The sequence below is a fragment of the Nitrococcus mobilis Nb-231 genome (assembly GCF_000153205.1).
Taxonomy (GTDB): domain Bacteria; phylum Pseudomonadota; class Gammaproteobacteria; order Nitrococcales; family Nitrococcaceae; genus Nitrococcus; species Nitrococcus mobilis.
This window is the reverse complement of record NZ_CH672427.1, coordinates 1,598,426-1,620,059: the sequence shown is the minus strand read 5'-3', so window position 1 is coordinate 1,620,059 and position 21,634 is coordinate 1,598,426. Positions and strand designations below refer to the sequence as shown.

Genomic DNA, 21,634 nt, shown 5'->3' with positions numbered 1-21,634 from the left:
CCGCCAAGAACCGTCGGCTAATCGAGGACGCTTCTACGCCGCTGCGCACCCTCCATATCCTCAGCGTTGTCACTTTAGCCAAAGTCGTGCGCTGGTTTGAAGATCAAAGCCTCATAGAGCCGTTTTGAGCCGTGGGACTAGTCTTTCGCCCTGCGCGCGTGAGCTCTCTTCCGCCGCATCAGGCCGAGCCCCGCCACGCCCGCGCCAAAGAGAGCCCAGGTTGCCGGAAGCGGAACGGAGGAGGGCGGGCGCGGATCCTCGATCTGAAAGGTGGCGTTCTTGAGTTTCCAGTCGTTGTTGTTGTTATTCGGGTCATAGGCCCCGATCCAGAAAACGCTGGCGAGGTGCGGGGTGAAATCGTCCGCCTCCACGCTGGATTCGCCGCCTGAGTAAATGATGTTCATCGGGCTGATCGAGATGGCGGTGGCGGAGTCATCATTGGACCCGTGATAGCCGAACTGAATCCCGATGAGGCTCGCCATGAGGCCACCGAGATCGAGCTTGATGAATTCGCGAACGCCGTGCCCGGATTGCTCGTAGTGGTCATCCACTTCGTGGCTGCGGTCGCTCACGGTTCTGGTCCCGTTGATGCAGCGGATGAAGCACCTTTCCCAGTCATACGCGTAATTTGTCGTGTTGCCGAGTCCCCGGCTGTATTGGCCGATGCGGGAACTGATGCTGTGCTCGCCATTGAGCGCGAAGGCGCCGGCCGTTGCGGTTACATTGACGCCGCCCGACGAGAAGTTCATGGAATCGCCGGCCTGGAGCCCGCCGTTGCCCGTGAAGTTCACAGTCACGATGTTCGCGGAGGCCGCTGAAGCGAATGTGAGTAAACCGCTGACGAATAAAGCCCCAAGTGTTTTCCCCAGTTCCATTGGTAATCCCCTCAAATAATTATTGCAACGGAACTTAGAAGGCAATTAACGGGCCAACATGTGAGTATTGGCTATTTTTCTAGCATTGCGAGAAGTCGTCACGGTCGAGCCGGAGAAACCTGTAAGATATCCCGACATTTTGGGTTGAACGTTGGCGCGGTTTTTTACGCAGGCCGAGAACGGTGATCCGATCCGTTCAGGCACTTGGGGCCTATGGCAGGATGATCAGGTGATTCGGCAACTCGTCGCGCGAGTGCGTGGCGGGCAGATGTTCCTTGAGATGCTCGCCACAGGCTTCGATGCATTCCAGGAAACCCTGCAGCGTCCGGCCCTGCCTGACCCTCTCGGTGAACCCGCTGACCAGGCTTTGCCAGACCTCGTCGCCGAGGCGACTGGATATGCCGTGATCGACCAGGATCTCCACGTAGCGCTCGGCTTCCGCGACGAAGATCAGCATGCCGGTGCCGCCCTCGGTACGATGCAGATTCTGTTCGAGAAACTGTCGGCGGGCGAGGTTCGACGCCCGCCAATGCCGAACCGAGCGGGGGATCAGTCGCGTGGTGATCCCAGGAACCCGGAACAGCAGGCTCAGCACGATGAACGTCGCCCACTGCGCCAGCAGTAGGAGGGAGGCCGACCACCAGTCGAGGAACAGGTTCGCCGCGCCGGGCACGATCAAGGAAGCGATGCCCGCCCACAGCAGCGGGATATACGCATAGTCATCGGCTCGGGCCGTTAAAACCGTTACCACTTCGGCATCGGTTTCCCGCTCGATACGGGTGATCGCCTCGGCCACCTGCTCTTGATCGCTCGCGCTCAGTAATGTCATGGGTAGTTCGTACTCAGCGAATGGAATTACCAGCCACCGGAGGCACCGCCGCCCCCGAAGCCGCCGCCTCCGCCTCCAAAACCGCCGCCGCCGGAGCCACTGCCACCGCCGAAGCGGCCTCGACCCAACAGGCTTCCCAGCAGCAATCCACCGAGGGCGGCGTGGCCGCTTCGGCCTCGGCCGAGGAAGTTGACGACGACGCTTATCAATAGGAAAAACAGGATGGCCGCCGGCAGCTTGGGCGCATCTGCCCCGTGTCCGCGCGCAGACACCGGTTCTGCCGCGAGCGGCTGGCCTCCCAGGACCTGCAGTATCGCTTGGGCGCCACGGGTGATGCCGCCGGTGAAATCCCCCTGCTTTAAGGCCGGGGCGATGACCCGGTTGATGATCACTGATGACTGGGCATCCGTCAGGCGGCCTTCCAGGCCGTAGCCGACTTCGATGCGGATTTTCCGCTCCTTTGGAGCAATAATCAGCAGCGCCCCGTTATCTTCGCCTTTCTGACCGATGCCCCAAAAGCGCCCGAGCCGATAGCCGAAATCCTCTATGGTGTAGCCTTGCAGATTCGGCACTGTGACCACCACGATCTGCTCGGTGGTGGCTTTCTCATGCGCCGCGAGCATCTGCGTCAGTCGAGATTCCAAGGGCGTATCTAATAGCCCGGCTTGGTCCACCACCCGTCCGCTCAGCGGGGGGAAGTCGGGCTGGGCTTGGGCCGCAAGGGCATACAGCAATAAAAGCAACAGCGAGGGGAGGCGTAAGTGACGAGGCATCAGAACTTCACTTGGGGCGCTTGATCGGCATTGTCGGCAGTGGCTTCGAAGTTTTCCCGCAACGCCAGATCGCTGTACAGAAGGCTGTGCCAGATTCGGCCCGGGAAGGTTCGAATCTCGGTGTTGTAACGCTTGACGGCGGTGATGAAGTCGCGCCGGGCCACTGTGATCCGGTTCTCGGTGCCCTCCAGTTGGGATTGGAGCGCGAGGAAGTTCTGATTCGACTGCAGCTGCGGGTAGCGCTCGGAGACCGCCATCAATCGACTCAGGGCACCGGTGAGCTGCGTCTGCGCCTGCTGGAATTGTTGCAGCTTCTGCGGGTCGTCAAGGATGCTGGCATCCACTTGAATGGAGGTCGCCTTGGCGCGTGCTTCCACCACTGCGGTCAGCGTTTCCTTTTCCTGGCGGGCGAACCCCTTTACCGTCTCCACCAGATTGGGCACCAGATCGGCCCGCCGCTGATATTGGTTCTCCACCTGGGACCAGGCTGATTTGACCTGTTCGTCATAGGTGGGAATGTTGTTAATACCGCAGCCCGTCAAGAAGACGGACAGCATCAGGAGGGCGGACAGCGACCACGCCCCTCTGCTTAGAGTTGGTTTTTGCTTGGTTCGCACGGCGTTTTGGCCCCGACTTTAGCGATTTTAAGCGAATGCGCCGATCCTACAGCACGCGAGCTTGTTTGGCAGCCTAGGTCGCTGCCTCAAACGCTTCGTATTTGGCGGGCAGCCGCTTTGTACATTGTGAGCGGGTAAAGCGCCAGGTGAACCGGTCAGGGTCTGCGGGGGGTGCGCATGCCCTACCCTCTTGAAACCCAGTGGATTATCCCCATTTCTCCGTTCAGACACGATGAATCGTTCAGCGAGAGAAAATACCAGCGGAGGTGATGAGTTATGGATCTGGTGCGTTATCGTCCGAGTGGGTTTCCGTTGCGTGATCTGAGCCATGAGATCAATCGGTTGTTCGACAGCCCGCTGTTCGACTTCGGCCAGGATGTTTCCAGCGTGGAAACCAGTCAGTGGGTGCCGGCGGTGGACATTCGGGAGGAGCAAGACCGATTCTTGGTCGAGGCCGACGTGCCCGGGGTCAGCCCCGAGGACATCGAGGTGACTATGGAGAACGGCGTGCTGAGCATCCGTGGCGAGCGCAAGCACGAGGCTGTGTCCGAAGAGGGCGGGGTGCGTCGCGTCGAGCGCTCGCAGGGCATGTTCTATCGTCGCTTTTCGTTGCCGGACAGTGCCGATCCCGATGCCATCAAGGCCCGTGGGTCGAATGGGGTGCTGATCATCGAGATCGGTAAGCGCCAAATAGCGCTCCCGCGCCGCATTCCTGTGGAGGGCTAAGCACGCTTTTCTGGTTGGGAAACTACCGATGATACGGCACGGCGGAGCGAAGGCTCCGCCGTTTTTATGATCCATACTTAAATAGATTCACAGCTAGACCATCGAGGCTGCCAACCCGGTAGCTCGGGCTTACCGGGTAGAGAGTGATTTTCAAACGAGGACTGCGGCGTCTACGTTACCCTTCTTGCACAAGACATTATCCTCCACATCGTGCAAGTAACGTCTGAGCGTAAAGTCGATCAAAGCGGTTTCAAAGCGCAGCTTCGTGAGATCGAAGACGCTGCCTATAAGTTGCCTATAAAAGGAGGTTATTTTTCGAAGGCTGGGTGCTCCGCGTAGCTGGTGATATCGGGCCGAGAAAATTGAGTGACGCGTCGACGCTTCCGAGCGGAAGCGCGTCTTGCGCGTGCAGCTGGTTGGCAGAGGGGCATCGATGAAGATCGATAACCTCCGTGGCGATATTTTCGGCGGCCTCACCGCCGGTATCGTTGCCTTGCCGTTAGCGCTCGGGTTCGGGGTGGCCTCGGGCCGGGCGCGAGCCTCTACGGGGCCATCGCCATCGGGATCCTCGCTTCGATTTTCGGCGGGACCAAGCCCCAGATCAGCGGGCCGACCGGTCCGATGACAGTAGTCTCCGCTACGATCATCGCCGCCTTTGTGGACAACCCCGTTTTGGTCTTCGCGACCTTCGCCCTAGCCGGCATCTTCCAGATCCTCATGGGTGTTCTGCGACTCGGCAAGTGCGTTCAGTATATCCCGTATCCTGTCGTCTCAGGCTTTATGAGCGGCATCGGCGTGATCATCATCCTGTTGCAGATTTACCCCTTCCTCGGGTTGCCGGCCTCGCCCGGTGTGCTCGCGGCGCTGGAAAGCTTCGGGCAGGCGATCGCCAATGCCGAGTGGGCCGCTGCCGGGATCGCAACCCTGACCATCACAGTGGTCTATCTAAGCCCGCGGATCATCAAGGCGGTACCGGGAACCCTGCTCGCCCTTTTGGCTGGGACTGCGGCGGCGATCCTATTCAAGCTCGACATCCCGACCATCGGGGAGATCCCGACGGGTTTTCCCGAGCTGCGCTTGTCGCTGATCGGGCCCGCCGAGATCGCGCTGATCCTTATTCCTGCCTTGACCCTCGCGGCCTTGGGTGCCCTTGATTCTCTGCTGACCTCGATGGTGGCGGATAACCTTACCAAGACCCACCATGACAGTAACCGGGAACTCATCGGTCAGGGCATCGGCAACACGGTGGTCGGTATCATCGGGGGGATTCCCGGGGCCGGGGCGACCATGCGCACGGCCGTCAACATCAAATCCGGCGGTAGAGGTCGCCTCTCGGGCGTGATTCACGGGCTCGTCTTGCTTGCAATCCTCGCCGCATTCGGACCCTACGCCTCTCGAATTCCCATGGCGGTCCTCGCCGGGATTCTGATCACCGTTGGAATCGGCATCATCGACTACCGGGGGCTGAGGCATTTTCGCCACGTGCCGAGGACGGACTTCGCGGTCATGCTCGCCGTGCTGCTGCTCACGGTGCTCGTGGATCTCCTCCAAGCCGTGGCGGTTGGGATGATCATGGCGTCGCTCTTTTTTATCAAGCGGCGATCGATTGGCTCAACCAACACCACTTTCAAAGCAAAGAAAGCAAAGGAGGAGGGAGGCGGCAGAGATAGATTCTAAATGCGGAGGTTCGCTGTGGAGTCACGGTGCGGGTGGCGGAAGACCTCCGGCCCGTCAGGCCGAATATGCACATCGCCCGAATCCGATAATTTGGCTCATCTGGATCTTCGCGATGCCTACCCGATGGGGCGGTCCATCTCTGCGGCGACGCCGAAGCCGTAAAAATCCAGCCAGCGCCAAGTTCCGACGACCTCAACGCCACGGTAGTCACGGTAGCCGCGGTTGTCGAAACCGCTTTGACCGGCTGTAGCCTGGGCTGCCATCACGGTAAGTGGGCATTGCTCCTTAGGCAGTGTGGGGTGGTAGCCGCTGAGAAGATTGCCCCCTGGGTCGCACACCCGCAGCAGGTGAGGAGTTTGGACCATCTTGTCCGGCGGCAACAGTCCCAGGCGGCGCAGTTGATCGGGAAACCGGCTGTTGGAGAGCATGATGCCGCGCTCGTCGAAGGCGTAAGTCTCGGCTGAAGGGACCGGCCCGGGTTGGGCGAGGATGCGCAAAAAGTCCCGCCGTGCGTCGAATACGTAGACGAGCAAAACATCGGCCGCGCCACGGACCGGGACCTTGGCGGCGCCGAGAATAACGCCGCCCGAGCGAGGACCGTTCGAAGTGGCGGACATGGGGATCGACACCGCGGCGCCTTGCTCGCGTGCGCGCGCCAGGAAGCGGGTGCAGGCTTCGCTGGGATCGGGATTAACGCCATAGCCTAGCAAAACCTGCCCACTTGGGTCGAGCACGTAGACCCCGATTGCACCTATCGCCCGTCCAAGTTCGCCAAGCTCCAATTCCAGCAGGCGTTGGGCGCGCACGCGCAGCGCGGGCCCGAGACTTCGCAGCTCGCTCGCCACGAGTCCCGCCACACCGTCTTGGACACCCAAACGATTCGCGACGCTTTGCACCGCGTTGCGCTGAACGGACAGCCACCATTCCAAAGCATCCACCCGTGCAGCCAACATGACCTGTAAAGCTTGGAACGGGGCATCCGCATGGTGCAGTTTAGGCGACGGTGTTGCGGCTAGGCCTTTGCTAGGGGCGGGGGCACGGTAAGTCACGACCGGGCAAGGGGCGCGCGCTATGATCCGCTCGACGGTGCTGCGCCCGAGCATTTTCCGAAGCGTGGAGCGCGGTTGAACCTCCAGCAGGATGCGGTCCACCCGTTCGCGCTCGGCCACCTCCAGGATGCGGTCCTCGGGTTCTCCGCTCTCCAAAATGTGGCGGTAGGGTACTGCGGCGTCGGTTGGTGTGAGGCCGGCCAGTATCTGATCGGGACGCCGCATGGAAGCCTCGAGAACACGGTGGAGAAGCCCCTCGCCGTCGCTGGCGGGGTAGGGAACCACGTGCAGCAGCAACAGCGTTGCCGCGTGTTTCAACGCCAGATCGGTTGCCAGGTGCAGCCCGCGTCCGAGATCCCCGTCGAGATCCGTTGCAAACAGGACCTTCGGCTCGAACATCAGTACACCCCCTTATGCAGCGGGTAAACTGTATAGTATCCATCCTTCGGCGGGTGCCCGTCGAGCTTTTTGGTCCGCGCTCGCGCGGCCGAATACCTTCTAATATAGGGAGATTCCTCAAGATCGATTTGCTTGTAGCGATAACCGTCTGGATGATTTGACTTTGGCAGTGCTAAGCGCGAGCGTGCCTACACCCGCGCTCGCCTTTTTGTTCGCCTGAGGTTGGAATGCGCGCGCTTGCTTTGCATTGGCAGATTCTCATCGCCTTGGCGTTGGCCGCCGGGGCCGGCTTATTCACCGATACGCAAACCAAATTGCTCGGTGTGTCTTTGCTCGGCAGCTACGAGCTCATCGGTACCTTATTCATCAATGCCTTGAAGATGCTGATCGTGCCGTTGGTGGTAGCCGCCATGGTGACGAGTATCGGCAGCATCGGATCCGCCCGAGGTTTTGGTCGCTTGAGTCTGCGCACCTTGCTGCTTTATCTGACGACAACCGCAGCGGCGGTTTGCGTCGGTGTGCTGCTGATCAACCTCATTAGCCCGGGTCTTTCCGACGGGCAGCCGGTCGGCGCACAGCTCGGTTTGGATGCGCGCGCGGCGCAAATCGCGCAAAGCGTCAAAGGCGGTGCGGGTGAGGGGTTGACCAAAATACTGCTGGGGGTGGTGCCGGAGAACATCATTGAGGCAGCGCGTGCCGCCGATATGCTGGCGTTGATTTTTTTCAGTCTCGTATTCGGCTATTTCATGAATCAACTCGAAGGTGTCCCCGACGCGACGTTGAAGGCCTTTTGGGAGGGTGTATTCGATGTGATGATGCGCATGACAATGTGGGTGATGCGCTTCGCACCGCTCGGGGTTTTCGGTTTAGTGGCCGAAGTGGTGGCCGAAACCGGTTTGGGGGGTATTCGGCCGTTGCTGGTCTTCGCCGCGACCGTGCTTGCCGCGTTGGCGTTCCATATGTTCATCACATTGCCGGCGCTGCTCTGCTTTGTTGGCCGAATCAATCCATGGCGGTATTTCAAGGCGGTCTCGCCCGCCTTGTTGACGGCTTTTTCCACCGCCTCTTCCAACGGCACGTTACCGGTTAATATTGCTTGCCTGGAAAACAACGTCGGCGTTTCCAAAAAAATATCGAATTTCGTTTTACCATTGGGTGCCACGCTGAACATGGACGGAACGGCACTCTATGAATGTGTGGGCGCGTTGTTTCTGATTCAGGCCTACGGCGTTGATCTTACTTTCGGTACTCAGGTTTTGGTGGCGGTGATGGCCTTGCTGACCGCCGTAGGGGTAGCCGGCGTGCCGGCCGCTTCGCTGGTGGCCATTGCCGTCATCATCACGTCGGTGGGGTTGCCGGCCGAGTCGATCGGGGTGCTGTTCGTTACCGATCGCCTGCTCGACATGTGCCGCACCAGTGTGAACGTTATGGGTGACGGTGCGGTGACCACCCTGGTCGCGCGTTGGGAAGGTGAGACGCAGTTTAAAGTCTAGGCGAGCGGGGCTATGGACGGAAGCGGTTTGCGTTCGGGAATGGTTAAGGCCGAGTGCAGCTCGAAAAGATAACAGACGGGGTTTGTGCTGGAGGTGCTACGGTGGGAAGCAATGAGCGTATTCTCGTTTCCGTGGAAGATTGTGCGGTGATGTATCGTGTGATTGATTACGTGGCCGCCCTGATCGCGGGCCGCGGCCATCTCGCGGTGCACCTCTACCACCGATTGCCGTAGGTGCCGCCACTTTTGCGCGAACATGGCGGCGCCGAGGATCCTGATCGTGAGTTGCAGCTTCACGGCGCGCTTGAACGCGATATTTATAGATGGGTAAGCGAGCAGGAGGACAGGTGCCGCGTCACCTTGAACAAGGCGCACGATCGCTTGATCGCAGCCGGTGTGTCGGCCGATCTCGTGCACATGAAAATCGGCAGCCCCGCTCTTGCGGACGAGGAGCTTGGTGAGGCGCTGCGCTGCATAGCGCAGGAGCTCGGCTGTCGCACGATTGTTCTGCCGCATGAGCACGTCTCGGCGCTACGCGATATCTTTCGCGGCCGAGCCGGCGGTCAGGCTGAGGTACTCGCTGTCTGGTTGGTCAGTTAAGGGCGAGCAGGGTTCAAAACGAGCTGGCTCAGCGCTCGATCATATAGATCACGTCACCGCCGGTGCCTATACGCGATGATTCGGTGACAAGCTTCCAATGGCTGCTCAGCGTGTATTGGAGCTTGACCGTCGAGACCTGATCGAACAAACCGATGCCGTAGCTGACATAGAGGCCGGGTGACAGATACTTGCCAACCACTAGGGAGGCCTCTTTGGTGTTGCTGGCGGCGCCGGCCTCGCCGGAGCCCGTTTCAATTCCGATGGTATCGACGCCGAGGCTCCCACCGAGTTTTTTAGCCAGGAAATCGCCGCCTTTCAGTCCCAACGCCAATGCCGCCTGCGTCAGCATAGAATTCTCGGAACTGGAGGTGCCTTGCAGGGGGCGCCCGAGTACCAGCCACGAGAGTTGTTCGGCCTGCGTCATCGACGGATCGGAGAAGATCGTGAGCTTGGGTTCCTTAAGAGTGCCGCGTGCCCGGACCCCGACGGTGATGTCCTCCGCGGGATGACGTACCGCGCGAACGTCGATCCCAGGTTGATCGATCGGTCCGCCCGCGAACAGGACGCGGCCGGTGTCGATGACGAGCCCTTGACCGTAAGCGCGGTATTCGCCTTCTACGATTCGCAGTTCGCCGCTGCCCTTGGTCGGTTCCTCCGGCTGTTGAACGATGAGCAAGCGCCCTTCTAGGCGCCCCTTGAGGCCGAAGCCCTCGAAATGAACGTCCTCCCCCAGGATGAGGCGGACCCGGACATGCAGCTTGCGAGCGGCGGTGACCGCCGGTGTTTTCTGATCTGGTCTGACAATGATTTGATCCTCGGAGACCGTAACGGCGGAGGGCGGGATCTTATGCGGGGTAATAGTGGCGCGCGGTACACGCACTTCGCCGGTGACCGAAATGGCTGATTCATCCAGCGATATTTGCAGAGCCGGAGAGATGAACACGTGGGCGTCGTCGGTGTTGAACGCCTGAAAATCCTGGCCATTGATCTGCATTTCGGCGCGCGGTGCCTTGCCGGTAAAATTCGCCGTGCCTGCTAGGCGCAGGGTGCCCCCGCCGGATCTCGCATCGAGACTGTAGCTCAAGCCACCATCGCGCTGGCCGGCGATTTCTAGGCTCAGTTCCGTGATATCCAGACCGGGGGTGAGCAGCCGGGCGGAGCCGTTTAGCAATGCGAGCCGCCCGAGCAGCACCGGCCGTGCCAGGGAGCCCGATATTTGCATTCGGCCTTGCAATCGGCCGGCGATACGCTCGATATCGGGCGCCAGTTTGGCGAGAAAGCCGATATCGCGTATTTGTGCGTGGATTTGCCCATTTAAGGGGCGCACCGTCAACGGCGCGTCGCCAGCCGGAATTTGAGCGTTCACCTGGAGTCCGCCCTGATCGACGAACGGTAAGTCAATCTGGAGCTTGAGACCCTGATCACCCACAACGGCCCGTACATCGGCGGGCTTGAATCGCAGCACTGGAGTCGGTGCTTTCGCCTCGTCGGTGGCCGCAAGGATTTCGCCGGCGGTGGTTTCAATTTGCACGTCGCCGGCCAGCGCTGCCCCTGTGGGCTGTCTGATCTCGCCATGGCCACTGAGTTTGCCCTTGAGGCCGATATTGGTAGGCAGGAATTCGGCAAAGTACCCGAATGGTAAACGCTGGAGTTGGAAGGCAGCCTGGAGGCCTTCGGCGGATTTTTGTCCGCGCAGGCACAGCTTGGCCTGTGCACTAACCCAGCAGCTGCGCTCCAGCTCTTGGACTTCGGTGCTCACCCGGCCTTGGGTCGGCTCCGCCAATGTCCAGGCCGGCAGCGCTGGATACTTGAGCCGCGCTTGGGTGAGCCGAAAAGACCAGATGGATTGCTTTAGCCCACCGTTTAAATGCAGCTCGGCGTCCCCCGTGCTGGTGTTTGCTGCCAGTTCGAGTTCGTGGTTCTGCGGTGTTCCATAGCCCGTGAAGCGTATTTTGCGCAACTCGATGCCGGCGGCCAGGCCGTTTTGCAGGTTAAGTTCGAGGGACGATTGCGTGTGGCCTTGTAGGTCGACATTGGCCTGAAGGTCGAGCTCGCCGACTTTGTATTGGGTGTAGCGCAGCCCCTCCCCGGTTAGTGTGGCTTTGACTCGCGGCTGCCGTAGGGGGCCTTCTGACTTGCCCCGGGCGTGGAGCGAACCGGCGGCCCCCGGCCAGAGCGTGGCGAGATTCTCGCTGTCGATTCGCCAATTGATTCCAAGCGTGGAGCCGACTGTGCCGGAGGCCTGGATGGTGCTGGAGCCCGAGACCAGTGACAGGCGCTCGAGCTGTAATTCATCCTCATGGTAGTCGCCGCGGGCTTTGAGGGCGAAGTCCTGATCCCGTAACCGCCCGGTAATATCCAGTGCGGCAAGCTGCGCGGTGAGCGTTTCCGTCTGCTGGGCGCTCGCTTGTATTTGCAAAGCCAGCTTCCCCGGCCATTCGGGCAGCAGCACGCCCGGGTTGATCCCATCACCATTGAGGCTTATTCGAGCGTCGAGCTGCGGTTGCCAGACCACGCTGGCGTTGCCCTTGACCTCGCCTTGCAGCACTTTTAGGTTGATGCGCTTTAAGTCGATCGATTGGCTGCTGCCGGTCCCCTCCAGAATGACGTGGCCGTTGGCTTGTTCCGGCATATTAACCTGGGTGTGGACGGCCAGCGTGTACTGCTGCAGGGTGCCCTTCACTCGCGCCGTACCCTGAGGGCTTGCTATTCGAGGTTCTTGCAACGGCCAGTTTAAATCATGCCAATTGAGCGCAAGCCGGATGTTGTCTTGCTCACGCCGGATGCGGGCGTCTACACCGCCCGTATTACCCACCGTGGCATCGAGTCCGGCGGTCAGATTTAGAGGTGTGCCGGTAATGGCGAGGTGGCCGTTAGGACTGGTGATCTGTGGCTCGCCTTGCAGTGGCCAACGCAGCTTCTGCCAGTCTGCTTTCAGCCTCAGGTCGGGTTGTTCGCCGCTGAGGTTTACCTGGCCGGTAGCTTGCAGGCGGATTGGCGTGTCCACGACCGCTAGCGCTAGGCGATCGATACCGAGAATCTGTTTTTCCAGACCGCCGTCGAGCGCGAGGGTAAAGGTTCCCTGAGCTGGCTCGACAACCTTCGCGCGAGTCGTGTACTCGATATCCGCGGCTTGGCCTTTGGCGCGGACGGTGGCGTTGATCGTCACATTCGGCAGGTCCGCGCGTATGGCCGGCAGATTGATGGCATTTAGCTTCAATTTGGCTCGGAAATGCGGTTCCCCTAGGACATCGGTTAGCACGACGGTGGCTTGGGTGCGGTACGGTGCTTTAGTGCGCTGTTTGATGTGCAGCTCCTGCAGGCTGCCATTGAGCGTGAGGTGACCCGCGGCCGTTGGGTAGTCCGGCAGTCGTACTTGCCAGTTCAGCTTGGCCTCTGTGGGTTGACCGTTTTGCGGCTCGATGCTCGCCTGACCTTCGAGTTCGAATAGCGGGCCTGCCGCCCGCAGCGTGTCGATATGTAACCCACGTGCATCGAGGCCGGCCGCCAGCTCAGCACGTTCGATGACGAACGGTTCGCTTTCGGGAGCACGGTATTCGAAATTCCGCAAGGCAATGTCGTTGAGCTCGATGGCGAGCGGTGGCTGTAACAACGCAAGTGGATCGGGGGGCTCGCTCGGCTCCGGTTTCTCCGGTGAGGCATTGGCGTAGCTAGTGAAACTCGCATTCCGCACGTGCAAGCGATCGATCACCACCGCACCGAGGAATAACCGTGTCGGCGACCAGTCGAAGTGTATATAGCCTGCCGTGAGGCGGGAGGTTTTAGTTTTGAGCTCCAGGTTGCGGATGGTCAATGGGCCGATCAGTCGGCCGTCGATCGAGCTCACAGAGAAGCGCTTCGGAAGAAACGCCTGCGCCTGTCCCAGCGTAACTTCCAAACCGGTCTCGGTTGTCAGTACCAAAGCCACTACCAGCACGACCAAACCTAGCGCGGTGACGATCAAGCTAAGTACGGTCGCTAGGATAGCGCGCATGATCAAATATCCGGGCCGATGCTGAAGTGGATGCGAAACGCGTCGTTACTATCCAGAGGATGGGCGACATCAAGGCGTACCATTCCTACCGGTGAGCGGTAGCGCAGCCCGCCTCCAACGCCTCTTTTCAGGCTGAAGCTCGGGTCGAGCGTAGCATCGCCGGCATCGAAAAATACCGCGGCGCCGAAATCGCCGATGAGCAGATAATCCGCTTCAACGCTGCCTACCAGCAAGTAACGCCCGCCGATGTCATCACCATCCTCGTTTTCTGGGCTCAACGTCCTAAATGCATAGCCGCGTACGCTGCGGGCGCCGCCGGCATAGAACCGTTGCGAAGGTGGCAGTTTATCGAAGTCAGTGGTGACGGTCGCTCCGTAATCCACTCTTAGTAATAAACGGCCGCGTTTTGCCCACGGCAGCACGCCTTGTCCGCTCAAATGGGTCTGCAGGAAACTCGTGCTCGAGAGCGCCGGCTGCGCGGCGCCGTGTAAGTCCAACGCTACGCTATACCCCTTGCGGGTGAACAAGGGATCGTCGGCGACCTGGCGGGAATAGCTGATCCCTGGGATGAGCAAGTTCGCGGTCTGCGCGGAGTTGTTCCCGAACGAGAAACGCTCGCGCCTAAAATCCAGCGACAGGCGCCGCCGCCCTCCCAGCCAGTCCTGATTAAGACTGCTGCCGATGGTGTATTGTAAGGAAATTGCATCAGCAATAATCGCTCTTTCGACGGTAGCGGTAAAATCCAAGTATTCACTGGCGATATTGCCTATCGGAATCTTATATTGCGAGCCCAGTCGCAGTGTTATTTGAGACACTTCTAGATCGGTGCGAAATTGATGGCCGGTACGCGTCACCCGCCGAAACAGCACGCCAAGTCCTACTCGAGGTCCGGTATCGGTACCAAACCCCCCGCTGATCCGGTATTTTTGTGGTTTTTTTGGCTCGGTCTTTATGCTGACCGGTACGTGTTGGTTTTGAGCCTTGTCTTGAGATGCCTGTAACTCGACATGGCTGAAATAATCGCTGTCGGTCAACGCAAATTGTAAATCGATCAGCCTGTCGCTCTCAAATGGATCGCCGTATTGTATTTGCACGAATTTATCGACGAAGCTCGGGTTGAGGATATCTTGGTCAATGGTGATATCGCCGAAGTAGTAGCGAGGCCCTGTGTCGAGAATCAGATAAATTTCGGCGCGCTGCTTGTCGGGGTTGACGAGGATCTGGCTGCGGCTGTATTTGGCATCGAGGTAACCGATGGCATAGGCGGCCTCCTGCAAATCATGTTTTAGTATTGTGTACTTTTGTTGCCGCAGCCTCTGACCCACTGCGATTTTTACCGACTTGAGGGCCTTCCTGATGGAAGGCGCGTCGCGCCCCTCACCCGTTAGACGGATCTCCACTTTGCGGATTCTGGTCGGAGGGCCTTTATTTATTTTATAGCGCGCTTTCCAGACATTTTCTTTTTTCTCAAGACTGCTATCAATTATGGGTTGATAATACCCGAAGGGTTGGAGCGCCTGTTTGATTTCACCGGTCGCTCGCCGGTGCAGTTCTTGCACTTTTCGGTCGGGTATTTTTTTTTCAACAGTCTTGTTTTCTTGGGCTATACTCAGAAAAACCTGTACGTTGTTGAGTAACTCATCATCTATGCCAGAAATTTTTATTTTCAGGTTGTCCGCCGCTTCGGTAAAGGGTGAGTACGCACACGATCCAAAAATTAGGAGCAACACCCAGAAGATTGCGCTTGTTGACTGAGCGGGGGTGCGGGCCGGCGGCGCATTTTCCCCCGGCTTATTCCTAGCAAAGTCGTCCCTCTTAGGGTGCGATTTAGGCAGCAGCGGCAGCGGGTTTGGGCGTGCAATGAATTCCCAGGCGTGGGAGGATGTGCACGTCCCGCTATCGGTGACATGTCTCATGCTACGAACTGTTTCCTAAATTCTACGGGAATACCTGATAACTCATTGTTGATAGCAGAATACAGACGTTCTCGTCGCCGGTGCCGGCCATGGCTGGCCGGCAGAGCCTACGCCATTGCATGGAAGAGCGCAGATCGCCCGTTCTATGTAATACATCCGCCGCTGACCTGGGTAAGTATCGAGATATCTTGTTTTACCCAGCCTCAGGGGCAACTACCCAGTGTGCCTTCTGATCAGAACGGTTTCTGGTTGGATAGCGGAGTTGCAGGCATTATTCACCGGCAAGATTTTCTATTCCAGCCTGAGCGCGCTGCGTACGTTCCTCCTGCAAAAGCTGGTCGACACGCATTGTTTGATCATTGAGCCGCAGTCGATAGATCACGTTGTTAAAGACCACGGCCTTGAGGTAGCGGCGTGTCTCACCATACAGGAGTGTTTCGATCCAACGTGCGCTGCCAACCGGCGGCTCCGCTACGTTTACCCAGTTGGCTACATTGCCGGGGCCGGCATTGTAGGCGGCTAAGGCCAGTATGTGGCTAGAGAAGCGCCCACGCAGATACGCGAGGTAGTCGGCGCCGACCGCGATGCTGTTGGCCGGGTCGCTGATGGTCGTGCTCAGATCGGCACTGTCCTGGCCGTTGCGTTTGAGTACCCAACGTGCCGTGGCCGGCATCAGCTGCATCACGCCGCACGCCCCGGCATGGGAGCAGGCGCTGCCGCGAAACGCACTTTCCTGGCGAATCAGCGCCAAGAGCCAGGCGGGATCGATGCCGCTTGCCTGTGCGCTGCGGCGCACCGCGCTCAAATAGCCCATCGGAAAACGCAGCAATGAGGCATTGTTCACGCCGGCCGTGACGGCCGCGTATAAAGTCGCCCAAGGCCAATTCTGTTCCTCGGCGATGCGTGCTGCCGCCAAGCGATCGCGCCCTTTTAAGCGACGGATGAACGTGCGCCACTCGAGGTGGGCCAGCTCGTGTTGTTCGGCTTGGTGCAGTAGCAGGGCGCGTTGCAAGGCCGCTCGCCGGTGCAGTGTGCGTTTACGCAGCGGTTCCGGGGGGGGGATTGCGGCTCCCCACCGGTACGGGGTTCCAAGTGCATCGGCGGCCAGAAAGCCGTAGTAGGAAAACTGTTTGGCGATCGTGCGGTAGAGGCGCTTGGCGCGCTCGCGCTGCCCCAGTTTTTCCATGGCACGAGCCTGCCAATAGCGCCACACCGTGGCGTTGCTCTGCGCAGCGGGCATCTCTTTTACGGCGCGGGCCACTGCCCCCCACTCACCGGCGCGCAAGGCGCTGCGTACCCGCCAGGCATGGACGCGCGCATCCGCTTGCGTCTCGGGCAGCGCTTGCAGCCACCCGTTCGCGCTCGGTAGCCCGTGGTACGCAGCACGCAGGGCGATATTGCGCTCGACCGGGCCAGTTAGCGTCTCCGGCCAACTGTAGCGGGCCTTGATTTTCGACCACAGCCGGTGGGCTTGCGCGGGATCGGCGCGGGCCAAATGGCCCAGGGCGGCCGTGAGCAGCTGCGATACTACTGCATCGGATCCCAGCGGCGGGTTTTGCAGTGCCGTCTCCGGGTGGTGGTACACCTCGAGCCAATGCGCGACTTTGTCGCGGCCAGCGGCCGGCAACCGCTCAAGCAGCTCCGCGGCAAGTCGGCTATGACCGGCTTGCAATGCCAGTAGAATGCGGTTTTCGACTCGTTCGGGCGTCAGCACACCACTCTGGGCCAACAAATCGAAAGCGGGATTGCAGCTTTGCGGTTGCCGATACCCCACCGGCCACAAAGGCTTAGCCGCGGCGATGGCTTGTGCTTTGTGCCCCATGGCAAGCTCGGCCTGAACCTGGGCGCAACGTAGGTAGACATTCCGCTCGCCACGATAGCTTGCTAAGAAGGTGGCCCAGTCTTCGCGCCGGGCGAGCTCGCGTAACCAGGCGATACGCAAACGCGGCGTAACGGGCAAATCGGAATAATGCTCAAGGTAGGCTTCCACCGCAGCGGTCGTTACCGATTCGATCTGATGACGCAGTTCGGCGTAACGCAGATAAGGGTAGAGCGGGAAGGCTTCCAGCTGTCCGGCCAGTTCGCGAAAGCGTTGCAGCTGGTTGGCCTCGAGGTTGCGCAGAGCGGCTTCATATAAGGACAAAGGTGTCGTTGCGCCGCGCTCCTTGGCCTCGGTGATACCCATGCTAACGAGGAATGCCAGTACCGTGAGCAGGCTCGCTCGTAACACCGCTCGGACGTTCGATTGGCGACGCCAGTGCATGCGGATCCCTCCTGGCAAGCGCTTGTTATCTTGGGCTACTCCTTAGTCGTAGCCCGTAGACAGTGAGTTATGCTGGGGGCTTGCACACGAATTCCTCCCTACGCGGCCGCTTTTGTAGGGTGGAAGTCGAACAATTTTATTGGCTGAGCGCCGGGTTCTTCGCAAGGTACTAAAACAAAGGGCTCAGCGCCATGCTCGCGTTGCGCACGCTGGGTCATCTTTGGACCCAGCGGCTCGGTTGGTTGTATCTGGTGTCGGTGGTTGAGCCGTTTGCGATCGTGCTGCAACATTTCACAGCTGATTGCCACCGGTCGAAAAGCCACGCTGCAATGGCGACGGAACTCTTGCCACTGTGCCGGCCGGGCGTGGCCGCAGCAGCGCAAGGCGCGCGATCCGGAGGATACAATGGAGGCCCCGATGAACAATGTCGAACTTGCAAAAGCCTACTTCGAATCGGTTTTGGACAAGCCGCTTTCCCAGATGCAGTTCGTTCAGCTCGGCGGAATGCGGGTACTCGAGATCCTTTGGCCAGTGAACGATATCCTGCGTTCCCGGCTCTATGAGATACGCGGCATTCCCTACAGTAAACACCATAGCCGCGCGGCCGATGAGGCCATCGAGGCGTTCTCCGTCAGGCCGCGTGCGCAAACTTGGCAAGATTTGGAGCTAGAGGTATGGCGGGTGCTTCTGGAGCGACATCATCAGATGCTGATGGTTGCGGCCACCAACGAGGTGCAAGGTTTTCCGCTTACGAGCATTCCAGCCGATCTGCCGTCTGATGCGGTGTTGCCTGCGGTGATGCTGCTTTTGTTACACAGCATGCAGCTGCCGTGGCCGCCGGGCGATCGCTCGGAGCTTGAATTGCCGGTCGAGGATGGACCGGAGACGATGCTGCATCGCTGAGCGGGCTCGGTCGAGGCGAGTGTTTACGTTGGGAGGGTCTCTGGCGAGGCAACTCACGAGGCCGGTGGGGCGACCCCAATCGGTGTTGTCTTAGTAGGGTTGCCCGGCGATCACTTCCCCGGCGCTGTTCAATTGCAGATGCAGGCGGCCGAAACGCTCGATGTGCCTCGCCACGCAGCCGCCGCCCTGGGTGGTGATTTCATCGAAAGTGGCGCTTACCTCCAGGCCCGCGGTGGTGCGCTTGACTACCTCCCAGCGCAGCGTGTCATTGTCGATCCAGCCGTTTTCGTAGCAAAAAGCGCTTAGTTCGCGACAGCGCCGCAGGTAGGCTTCGATTTTATCCAGCCTCTTCCCCATGCCCAAGTGGACCCTCCTTAATCTTTTATTCTTTTATTCAGCAGGAATTCGCCGCGTATGGCAATGCCGAACTTCTAGCCGGATCAACAGGTCTAGATATTCAATTGAGTCAATTGAGCCAGCACACCACGATTGTAATGTATGCAGCGACGGGCGGTACCAACACACGCGCTGGGCGGTCGAATCGATGCTGGAAGGCAAGCCGGTTGTGGGGTCGAGATCAAAGCCGTCATCGCGCGCTGCGAGCGCGCGGATCCCTGGCACTTCGCTGAGCGTGGCCGAGGTCTATGCGATCATGGTCGATAGGCGCGGTTGCGGGGGCTATTTCGGCGGTTTCCCGGGTTGGGCCCCAATTGATCTGCGTGATGCCGTGGAACGGGGGAGTCGATTACTACAGCAATAAATTAAGTTGTACGGCGTGGTCTGGGTGGCCGGAATACGACAAAAGCGCTTGCGTAGCCGGTAAGAGAACACGGCCTATCGGCAGTGGAATGAGCGAGCGGCGGAGCGTATAACGCGGGGAGGGCAAAGGCGATGAATGGATCGACCGAAGTGGTTATCTGTAAAGCGGTGCGCACCGCAATCGGTGCTTACGGCGGCACCTTAAAAAATATACCGGCTCCGGAACTCGGCGCGGTAGCGATTCGCGGTTGTCTGCAGCGTGCGGGCCTGGAGGGCCAGGCGGTTAACAGCGTGGTCATGGGCCAAGTCGTGCAGGCCGGGGCGAAGATGAACCCAGCGCGACAAGCGGCGATTAACGGCGGGTTGCCGGTTGAGGTGCCGGCAATGACCGTCAATCGCGTCTGTGGTTCGGGTGCGCAGGCAATCGTGAGTGCCGCCCAGGAGGTGATGCTGGGGCTGGTCGATTGCGCCATTGCCGGCGGCATGGAGAATATGGATCAGGCACCGTATGTTGATCTCGATGGCCGCTGGGGCCATCGGATGGGTCCAGCGCAGATCCATGACAGTATGCTGCGCGACGGTCTCAACGACGCCTTCTCCGAGCAGCATTCCGGCTGGCATACCGAGGATCTGGTGCAAGAATACGCGATCAGCCGTGAGCAGCAGGATGCCTGGGCGCTGCGCAGTCAACAGCGCTTTGGTGAGGCGCAGGCGGCCGGTCGGTTCGAGACCGAGATCGTACCGGTGGAAGTACCGGGCAAAAGGGAAACGCTGACTTTTGTTCGGGATGAGGCGAACCGTCCGGATACGACGCTGGCCGGTTTGGCCAAACTACGATCGGCTTTTCGCAAGGAAGGCACCATCACGGCCGGCAACGCACCGGGACTGAACAGTGCGGCGGCGGCCATGCTAGTGGCCGAGCGCGGCTGGGCCGAGCGGCAGAGCCTCGAGCCTATGGCCCGGCTAGTCAGTTACGGCATCGGCGCGATGGAGCCGGGTTTCTTCGGGCTGGCCCCGGTGCCCGCAGTGAAGCAAGCATTGGCACGGGCCGGTTGGACGATTGGGGAGATCGAACGCATCGAGATCAACGAAGCGTTCGCCGCCATCGCGATCGCGGTCACCCGTGATTTGGGGCTCTCCGAAGAAATCGTCAACGTCGACGGTGGCGCCATCGCGCACGGCCATCCCATCGGCGCGACCGGCGCGATCCTTACCACCCGGCTACTGCACTCGATGGCGCGTGATGGCATTCGCCGTGGAGTGGTTACGTTGTGCATCGGTGGGGGGCAGGGCATTGCTTTGGCATTAGAGCGCCTCTGAGCAACCCAAGTCCGCGCGCAGGTCGTGTGCTCCCGAAGAAACAACGCTTGTACTACAGCCGTGGGATTTCAGGGCAACCCAGGAGGGGCGACTGTATACAAATAACCTTCTTCAGTTCTATTTCTTGAAAGCGAACGAAAGTTCCTGCCTCTCGCGGCGAGCCACCTCCGCGAGCCTCGGGGCCAAGATACCGGCTTAGCTTCAGCACGCTAATTACGTGTACGTATGGTTTGCCGACACTACCGGTAGGCCAGGGCTGTTCAATGCTACAGTCCCTCATAGGCCAGCACCCGATCGAGGCACAGCGCATTGTCGTAGAGACCTTGGCTGATATTCTCCACGCGATTGAAGCGCATGAGGTTGAGTGCGAAAGAGCGGAGCAGTGCGAAGGTGCAGGGGTTGCGACGAATGCGGCTGGCATCTTCCTGGAATCGGGTATCGCGTACGTAGTGTGCGCGGTTTTCGACACGCCAATGGTTGCGAATAGCTTCGCTGAACCGCGCGGCGGGCAACACGAGGTCGCAGAGGTAGTAGGCGCACTCTTTGGAGACGCGCCAGTCTCTCAGCCGGGTATCGAAGCGTTCGGTATGACGCTGTACGCGGATCAGCGCGCGGAAATGGTCGTACCAGGGTGCGCTGCCCAGGCTCGGATGCAGGTGCCAGACATGGACGGCGCGCTTCTCGATCCGATTGCGTCGGCCGATCTCATGAGTGTGATGCTCATCCACGAAGGGATGACCACGCGTGTATTCGACCATCGCATCGTGGAGCAAGGGCTGGTTGCGTTTGAGTTGGACGAGCAGGTGGTTACCCGTGGCGATCACGAGCTCGGTGGTTTTTTTTGGGTGTGGAGCGCATCCAGGGTGAATAGACGACCCGATAATCCAAGCGCTTCAATCAGCTGTTGGGCGGCCTGAATCTCGTGATGCTTCTCGCCCTCCTCATCGGTGATCCACACGTGGCCGAGCACAAGGGTGCTCTCAGTGGCCAGTGCGCTGAGTACCTGAGCGGCCTTGCGGTCCTCGAAGTGATCGAAACTGCCGCGCGCAGGGTCTTGCCGTCCATGGCGATACTAGCGTGCTGCGCTCCCTCGCCGTCCAGACCAGAGGCATGGCGATGGAAGGCAAGCTCGCCGGCTTTGGCATCCAAGCCCTGGAGGGCGTAGCGAATGGAGGTATGGACCGGCGCGCGCTTCCAGTGCAGTTGGCACAGAGCGTTCAGGCGTTCACGGTGAGCATCCATGAATCGTTGGATCTTTCGGTAAGAGGTCGCGCCCGAGACCACGGCCAGGATGCTGAACAGCAGAAGGTGAGTTAGGTCATACATCCGGCCCTGAGCCCGGCGATGATCGGGAATCGCTGGTAGGTAAGCCTTGAGCTGCATGGGTATCACTATTAATCCTGCAGGTTACAAGACAATCTGCATCATTCTCTCAGCATTGA

The 21,634-nt window shown here is 59.7% G+C and carries 18 protein-coding genes and 1 pseudogene; 7 read left to right on the top strand and 12 right to left on the bottom strand.

The annotated features are described in order from the left end of the window. Nucleotides 1-137: 137 nt before the first annotated feature. The 4 genes from NB231_RS07455 to NB231_RS07440 form a co-directional block, all read right to left on the bottom strand. Nucleotides 138-875 (bottom strand): PEP-CTERM sorting domain-containing protein, encoded by a 738-nt coding sequence (locus tag NB231_RS07455; protein WP_005001188.1) that lies wholly within the window; start codon nt 873-875, stop codon nt 138-140. A gap of 211 nt (nt 876-1,086) precedes the next feature. Next, entirely contained in the window at nt 1,087-1,704 is a 618-nt protein-coding gene (locus NB231_RS07450) for a TPM domain-containing protein (RefSeq protein ID WP_005001179.1), read from the bottom strand. 26 nt (nt 1,705-1,730) lie between these two features. Continuing rightward, complete coding sequence (locus NB231_RS07445) at nt 1,731-2,477, bottom strand: TPM domain-containing protein (protein ID WP_005001178.1); 747 nt, start codon at nt 2,475-2,477, stop codon at nt 1,731-1,733. Then, nucleotides 2,477-3,034 carry a LemA family protein gene (locus NB231_RS07440; RefSeq protein WP_005001177.1) on the bottom strand — a complete coding sequence of 186 codons (558 nt, stop codon included), beginning with the start codon at nt 3,032-3,034 and terminating at the stop codon, nt 2,477-2,479. The genes NB231_RS07445 and NB231_RS07440 overlap by 1 nt, the downstream gene beginning before the upstream one ends. A 336-nt stretch (nt 3,035-3,370) precedes the next feature. On the opposite strand from NB231_RS07440, the gene NB231_RS07435 reads away from it, so the two are divergent. Together NB231_RS07435 and NB231_RS07430 are read left to right on the top strand one after the other, a co-directional pair. Continuing rightward, nucleotides 3,371-3,820: an Hsp20/alpha crystallin family protein gene (locus tag NB231_RS07435; RefSeq protein WP_005001176.1), complete on the top strand. Its 450-nt coding sequence runs from the start codon at nt 3,371-3,373 to the stop codon at nt 3,818-3,820. Nucleotides 3,821-4,351: 531 nt separating this feature from the next. Continuing rightward, nucleotides 4,352-5,497 (top strand): annotated as a pseudogene (locus NB231_RS07430) (SulP family inorganic anion transporter); the annotation flags it as partial. A 116-nt stretch (nt 5,498-5,613) separates the two neighbouring features. Here NB231_RS07430 and NB231_RS07425 read toward each other — a convergent pair. Then, nucleotides 5,614-6,945, bottom strand: a complete 1,332-nt coding sequence (locus NB231_RS07425; RefSeq protein WP_005001172.1) for a universal stress protein — start codon at nt 6,943-6,945, stop codon at nt 5,614-5,616. 227 nt (nt 6,946-7,172) lie between these two features. Between NB231_RS07425 and NB231_RS07420 the strand changes: the two genes are divergently transcribed. The 3 genes from NB231_RS07420 (at nt 7,173) to NB231_RS18475 (ending at nt 9,037) form a co-directional block, all read left to right on the top strand. Continuing rightward, a complete protein-coding gene (locus NB231_RS07420) occupies nt 7,173-8,438 on the top strand; it encodes a dicarboxylate/amino acid:cation symporter (RefSeq protein WP_005001170.1) in 1,266 nt (421 codons plus the stop codon). A gap of 101 nt (nt 8,439-8,539) precedes the next feature. After that, nucleotides 8,540-8,671, top strand: coding sequence for a hypothetical protein (locus NB231_RS20015; protein ID WP_269593394.1), 132 nt, complete (start codon nt 8,540-8,542; stop codon nt 8,669-8,671). A 12-nt stretch (nt 8,672-8,683) separates the two neighbouring features. After that, nucleotides 8,684-9,037 carry a hypothetical protein gene (locus NB231_RS18475; protein ID WP_156776938.1) on the top strand — a complete coding sequence of 118 codons (354 nt, stop codon included), beginning with the start codon at nt 8,684-8,686 and terminating at the stop codon, nt 9,035-9,037. Nucleotides 9,038-9,065: 28 nt separating this feature from the next. Here NB231_RS18475 and NB231_RS07410 read toward each other — a convergent pair whose 3' ends face one another. The 3 genes from NB231_RS07410 to NB231_RS07400 all read right to left on the bottom strand — a co-directional run bounded on the left by NB231_RS07410 (nt 9,066) and on the right by NB231_RS07400 (nt 17,210). Continuing rightward, the gene (locus NB231_RS07410) at nt 9,066-13,031 is read right to left on the bottom strand and encodes a translocation/assembly module TamB domain-containing protein (RefSeq protein WP_005001161.1); all 3,966 of its coding nucleotides are present in this window, start codon (nt 13,029-13,031) and stop codon (nt 9,066-9,068) included. Nucleotides 13,032-13,033: 2 nt separating this feature from the next. Then, the gene (locus NB231_RS07405; RefSeq protein ID WP_084766265.1) at nt 13,034-14,947 is read right to left on the bottom strand and encodes an autotransporter assembly complex protein TamA; all 1,914 of its coding nucleotides are present in this window, start codon (nt 14,945-14,947) and stop codon (nt 13,034-13,036) included. Nucleotides 14,948-15,218: 271 nt separating this feature from the next. After that, nucleotides 15,219-17,210: a transglycosylase SLT domain-containing protein gene (locus NB231_RS07400; protein ID WP_005001155.1), complete on the bottom strand. Its 1,992-nt coding sequence runs from the start codon at nt 17,208-17,210 to the stop codon at nt 15,219-15,221. A 417-nt stretch (nt 17,211-17,627) separates the two neighbouring features. On the opposite strand from NB231_RS07400, the gene NB231_RS07395 reads away from it, so the two are divergent. Then, complete coding sequence (locus NB231_RS07395) at nt 17,628-18,113, top strand: hypothetical protein (protein ID WP_040662033.1); 486 nt, start codon at nt 17,628-17,630, stop codon at nt 18,111-18,113. A gap of 90 nt (nt 18,114-18,203) precedes the next feature. On the opposite strand, the gene NB231_RS07390 is transcribed toward NB231_RS07395, so the two are convergent. Then, nucleotides 18,204-18,470: a hypothetical protein gene (locus NB231_RS07390; RefSeq protein ID WP_005001150.1), complete on the bottom strand. Its 267-nt coding sequence runs from the start codon at nt 18,468-18,470 to the stop codon at nt 18,204-18,206. A 534-nt stretch (nt 18,471-19,004) separates the two neighbouring features. On the opposite strand from NB231_RS07390, the gene NB231_RS07385 reads away from it, so the two are divergent. After that, complete coding sequence (locus tag NB231_RS07385; RefSeq protein WP_005001145.1) at nt 19,005-20,192, top strand: thiolase family protein; 1,188 nt, start codon at nt 19,005-19,007, stop codon at nt 20,190-20,192. Between the two features lie 266 nt (nt 20,193-20,458). Here the strand turns inward: NB231_RS07385 and NB231_RS07380 are convergent, their stop codons facing one another. From NB231_RS07380 to NB231_RS20255, 3 genes are read right to left on the bottom strand one after another with little or no spacing between them, the layout of a single operon-like run. Beyond that, complete coding sequence (locus NB231_RS07380) at nt 20,459-21,016, bottom strand: ISAs1 family transposase (RefSeq protein ID WP_005001144.1); 558 nt, start codon at nt 21,014-21,016, stop codon at nt 20,459-20,461. Next, nucleotides 21,013-21,150: a hypothetical protein gene (locus NB231_RS19030; protein ID WP_232210416.1), complete on the bottom strand. Its 138-nt coding sequence runs from the start codon at nt 21,148-21,150 to the stop codon at nt 21,013-21,015. Before NB231_RS19030 ends, NB231_RS07380 begins: the two co-directional genes overlap by 4 nt. Next, nucleotides 21,090-21,518 (bottom strand): transposase family protein, encoded by a 429-nt coding sequence (locus tag NB231_RS20255; RefSeq protein ID WP_408634401.1) that lies wholly within the window; start codon nt 21,516-21,518, stop codon nt 21,090-21,092. Before NB231_RS20255 ends, NB231_RS19030 begins: the two co-directional genes overlap by 61 nt. Nucleotides 21,519-21,634 lie beyond the last annotated feature (116 nt).

What these genes read in the sequence shown, in the direction of transcription:
- NB231_RS07385 (WP_005001145.1), top strand. Translation starts at nt 19,005, where the DNA reads ATGAATGGATCGACCGAAGTGGTTATCTGTAAAGCGGTGCGCACCGCA.
- NB231_RS07425 (WP_005001172.1), bottom strand. Translation starts at nt 6,945, where the DNA reads ATGTTCGAGCCGAAGGTCCTGTTTGCAACGGATCTCGACGGGGATCTC.
- NB231_RS07445 (WP_005001178.1), bottom strand. Translation starts at nt 2,477, where the DNA reads ATGCCTCGTCACTTACGCCTCCCCTCGCTGTTGCTTTTATTGCTGTAT.
- NB231_RS07390 (WP_005001150.1), bottom strand. Translation starts at nt 18,470, where the DNA reads ATGGGGAAGAGGCTGGATAAAATCGAAGCCTACCTGCGGCGCTGTCGC.
- NB231_RS07400 (WP_005001155.1), bottom strand. Translation starts at nt 17,210, where the DNA reads ATGCACTGGCGTCGCCAATCGAACGTCCGAGCGGTGTTACGAGCGAGC.
- NB231_RS07455 (WP_005001188.1), bottom strand. Translation starts at nt 875, where the DNA reads ATGGAACTGGGGAAAACACTTGGGGCTTTATTCGTCAGCGGTTTACTC.
- NB231_RS07405 (WP_084766265.1), bottom strand. Translation starts at nt 14,947, where the DNA reads ATGAGACATGTCACCGATAGCGGGACGTGCACATCCTCCCACGCCTGG.
- NB231_RS07420 (WP_005001170.1), top strand. Translation starts at nt 7,173, where the DNA reads ATGCGCGCGCTTGCTTTGCATTGGCAGATTCTCATCGCCTTGGCGTTG.
- NB231_RS20255 (WP_408634401.1), bottom strand. Translation starts at nt 21,518, where the DNA reads ATGTATGACCTAACTCACCTTCTGCTGTTCAGCATCCTGGCCGTGGTC.
- NB231_RS07435 (WP_005001176.1), top strand. Translation starts at nt 3,371, where the DNA reads ATGGATCTGGTGCGTTATCGTCCGAGTGGGTTTCCGTTGCGTGATCTG.
- NB231_RS07440 (WP_005001177.1), bottom strand. Translation starts at nt 3,034, where the DNA reads ATGCTGTCCGTCTTCTTGACGGGCTGCGGTATTAACAACATTCCCACC.
- NB231_RS07395 (WP_040662033.1), top strand. Translation starts at nt 17,628, where the DNA reads ATGAACAATGTCGAACTTGCAAAAGCCTACTTCGAATCGGTTTTGGAC.
- NB231_RS07410 (WP_005001161.1), bottom strand. Translation starts at nt 13,031, where the DNA reads ATGCGCGCTATCCTAGCGACCGTACTTAGCTTGATCGTCACCGCGCTA.
- NB231_RS07450 (WP_005001179.1), bottom strand. Translation starts at nt 1,704, where the DNA reads ATGACATTACTGAGCGCGAGCGATCAAGAGCAGGTGGCCGAGGCGATC.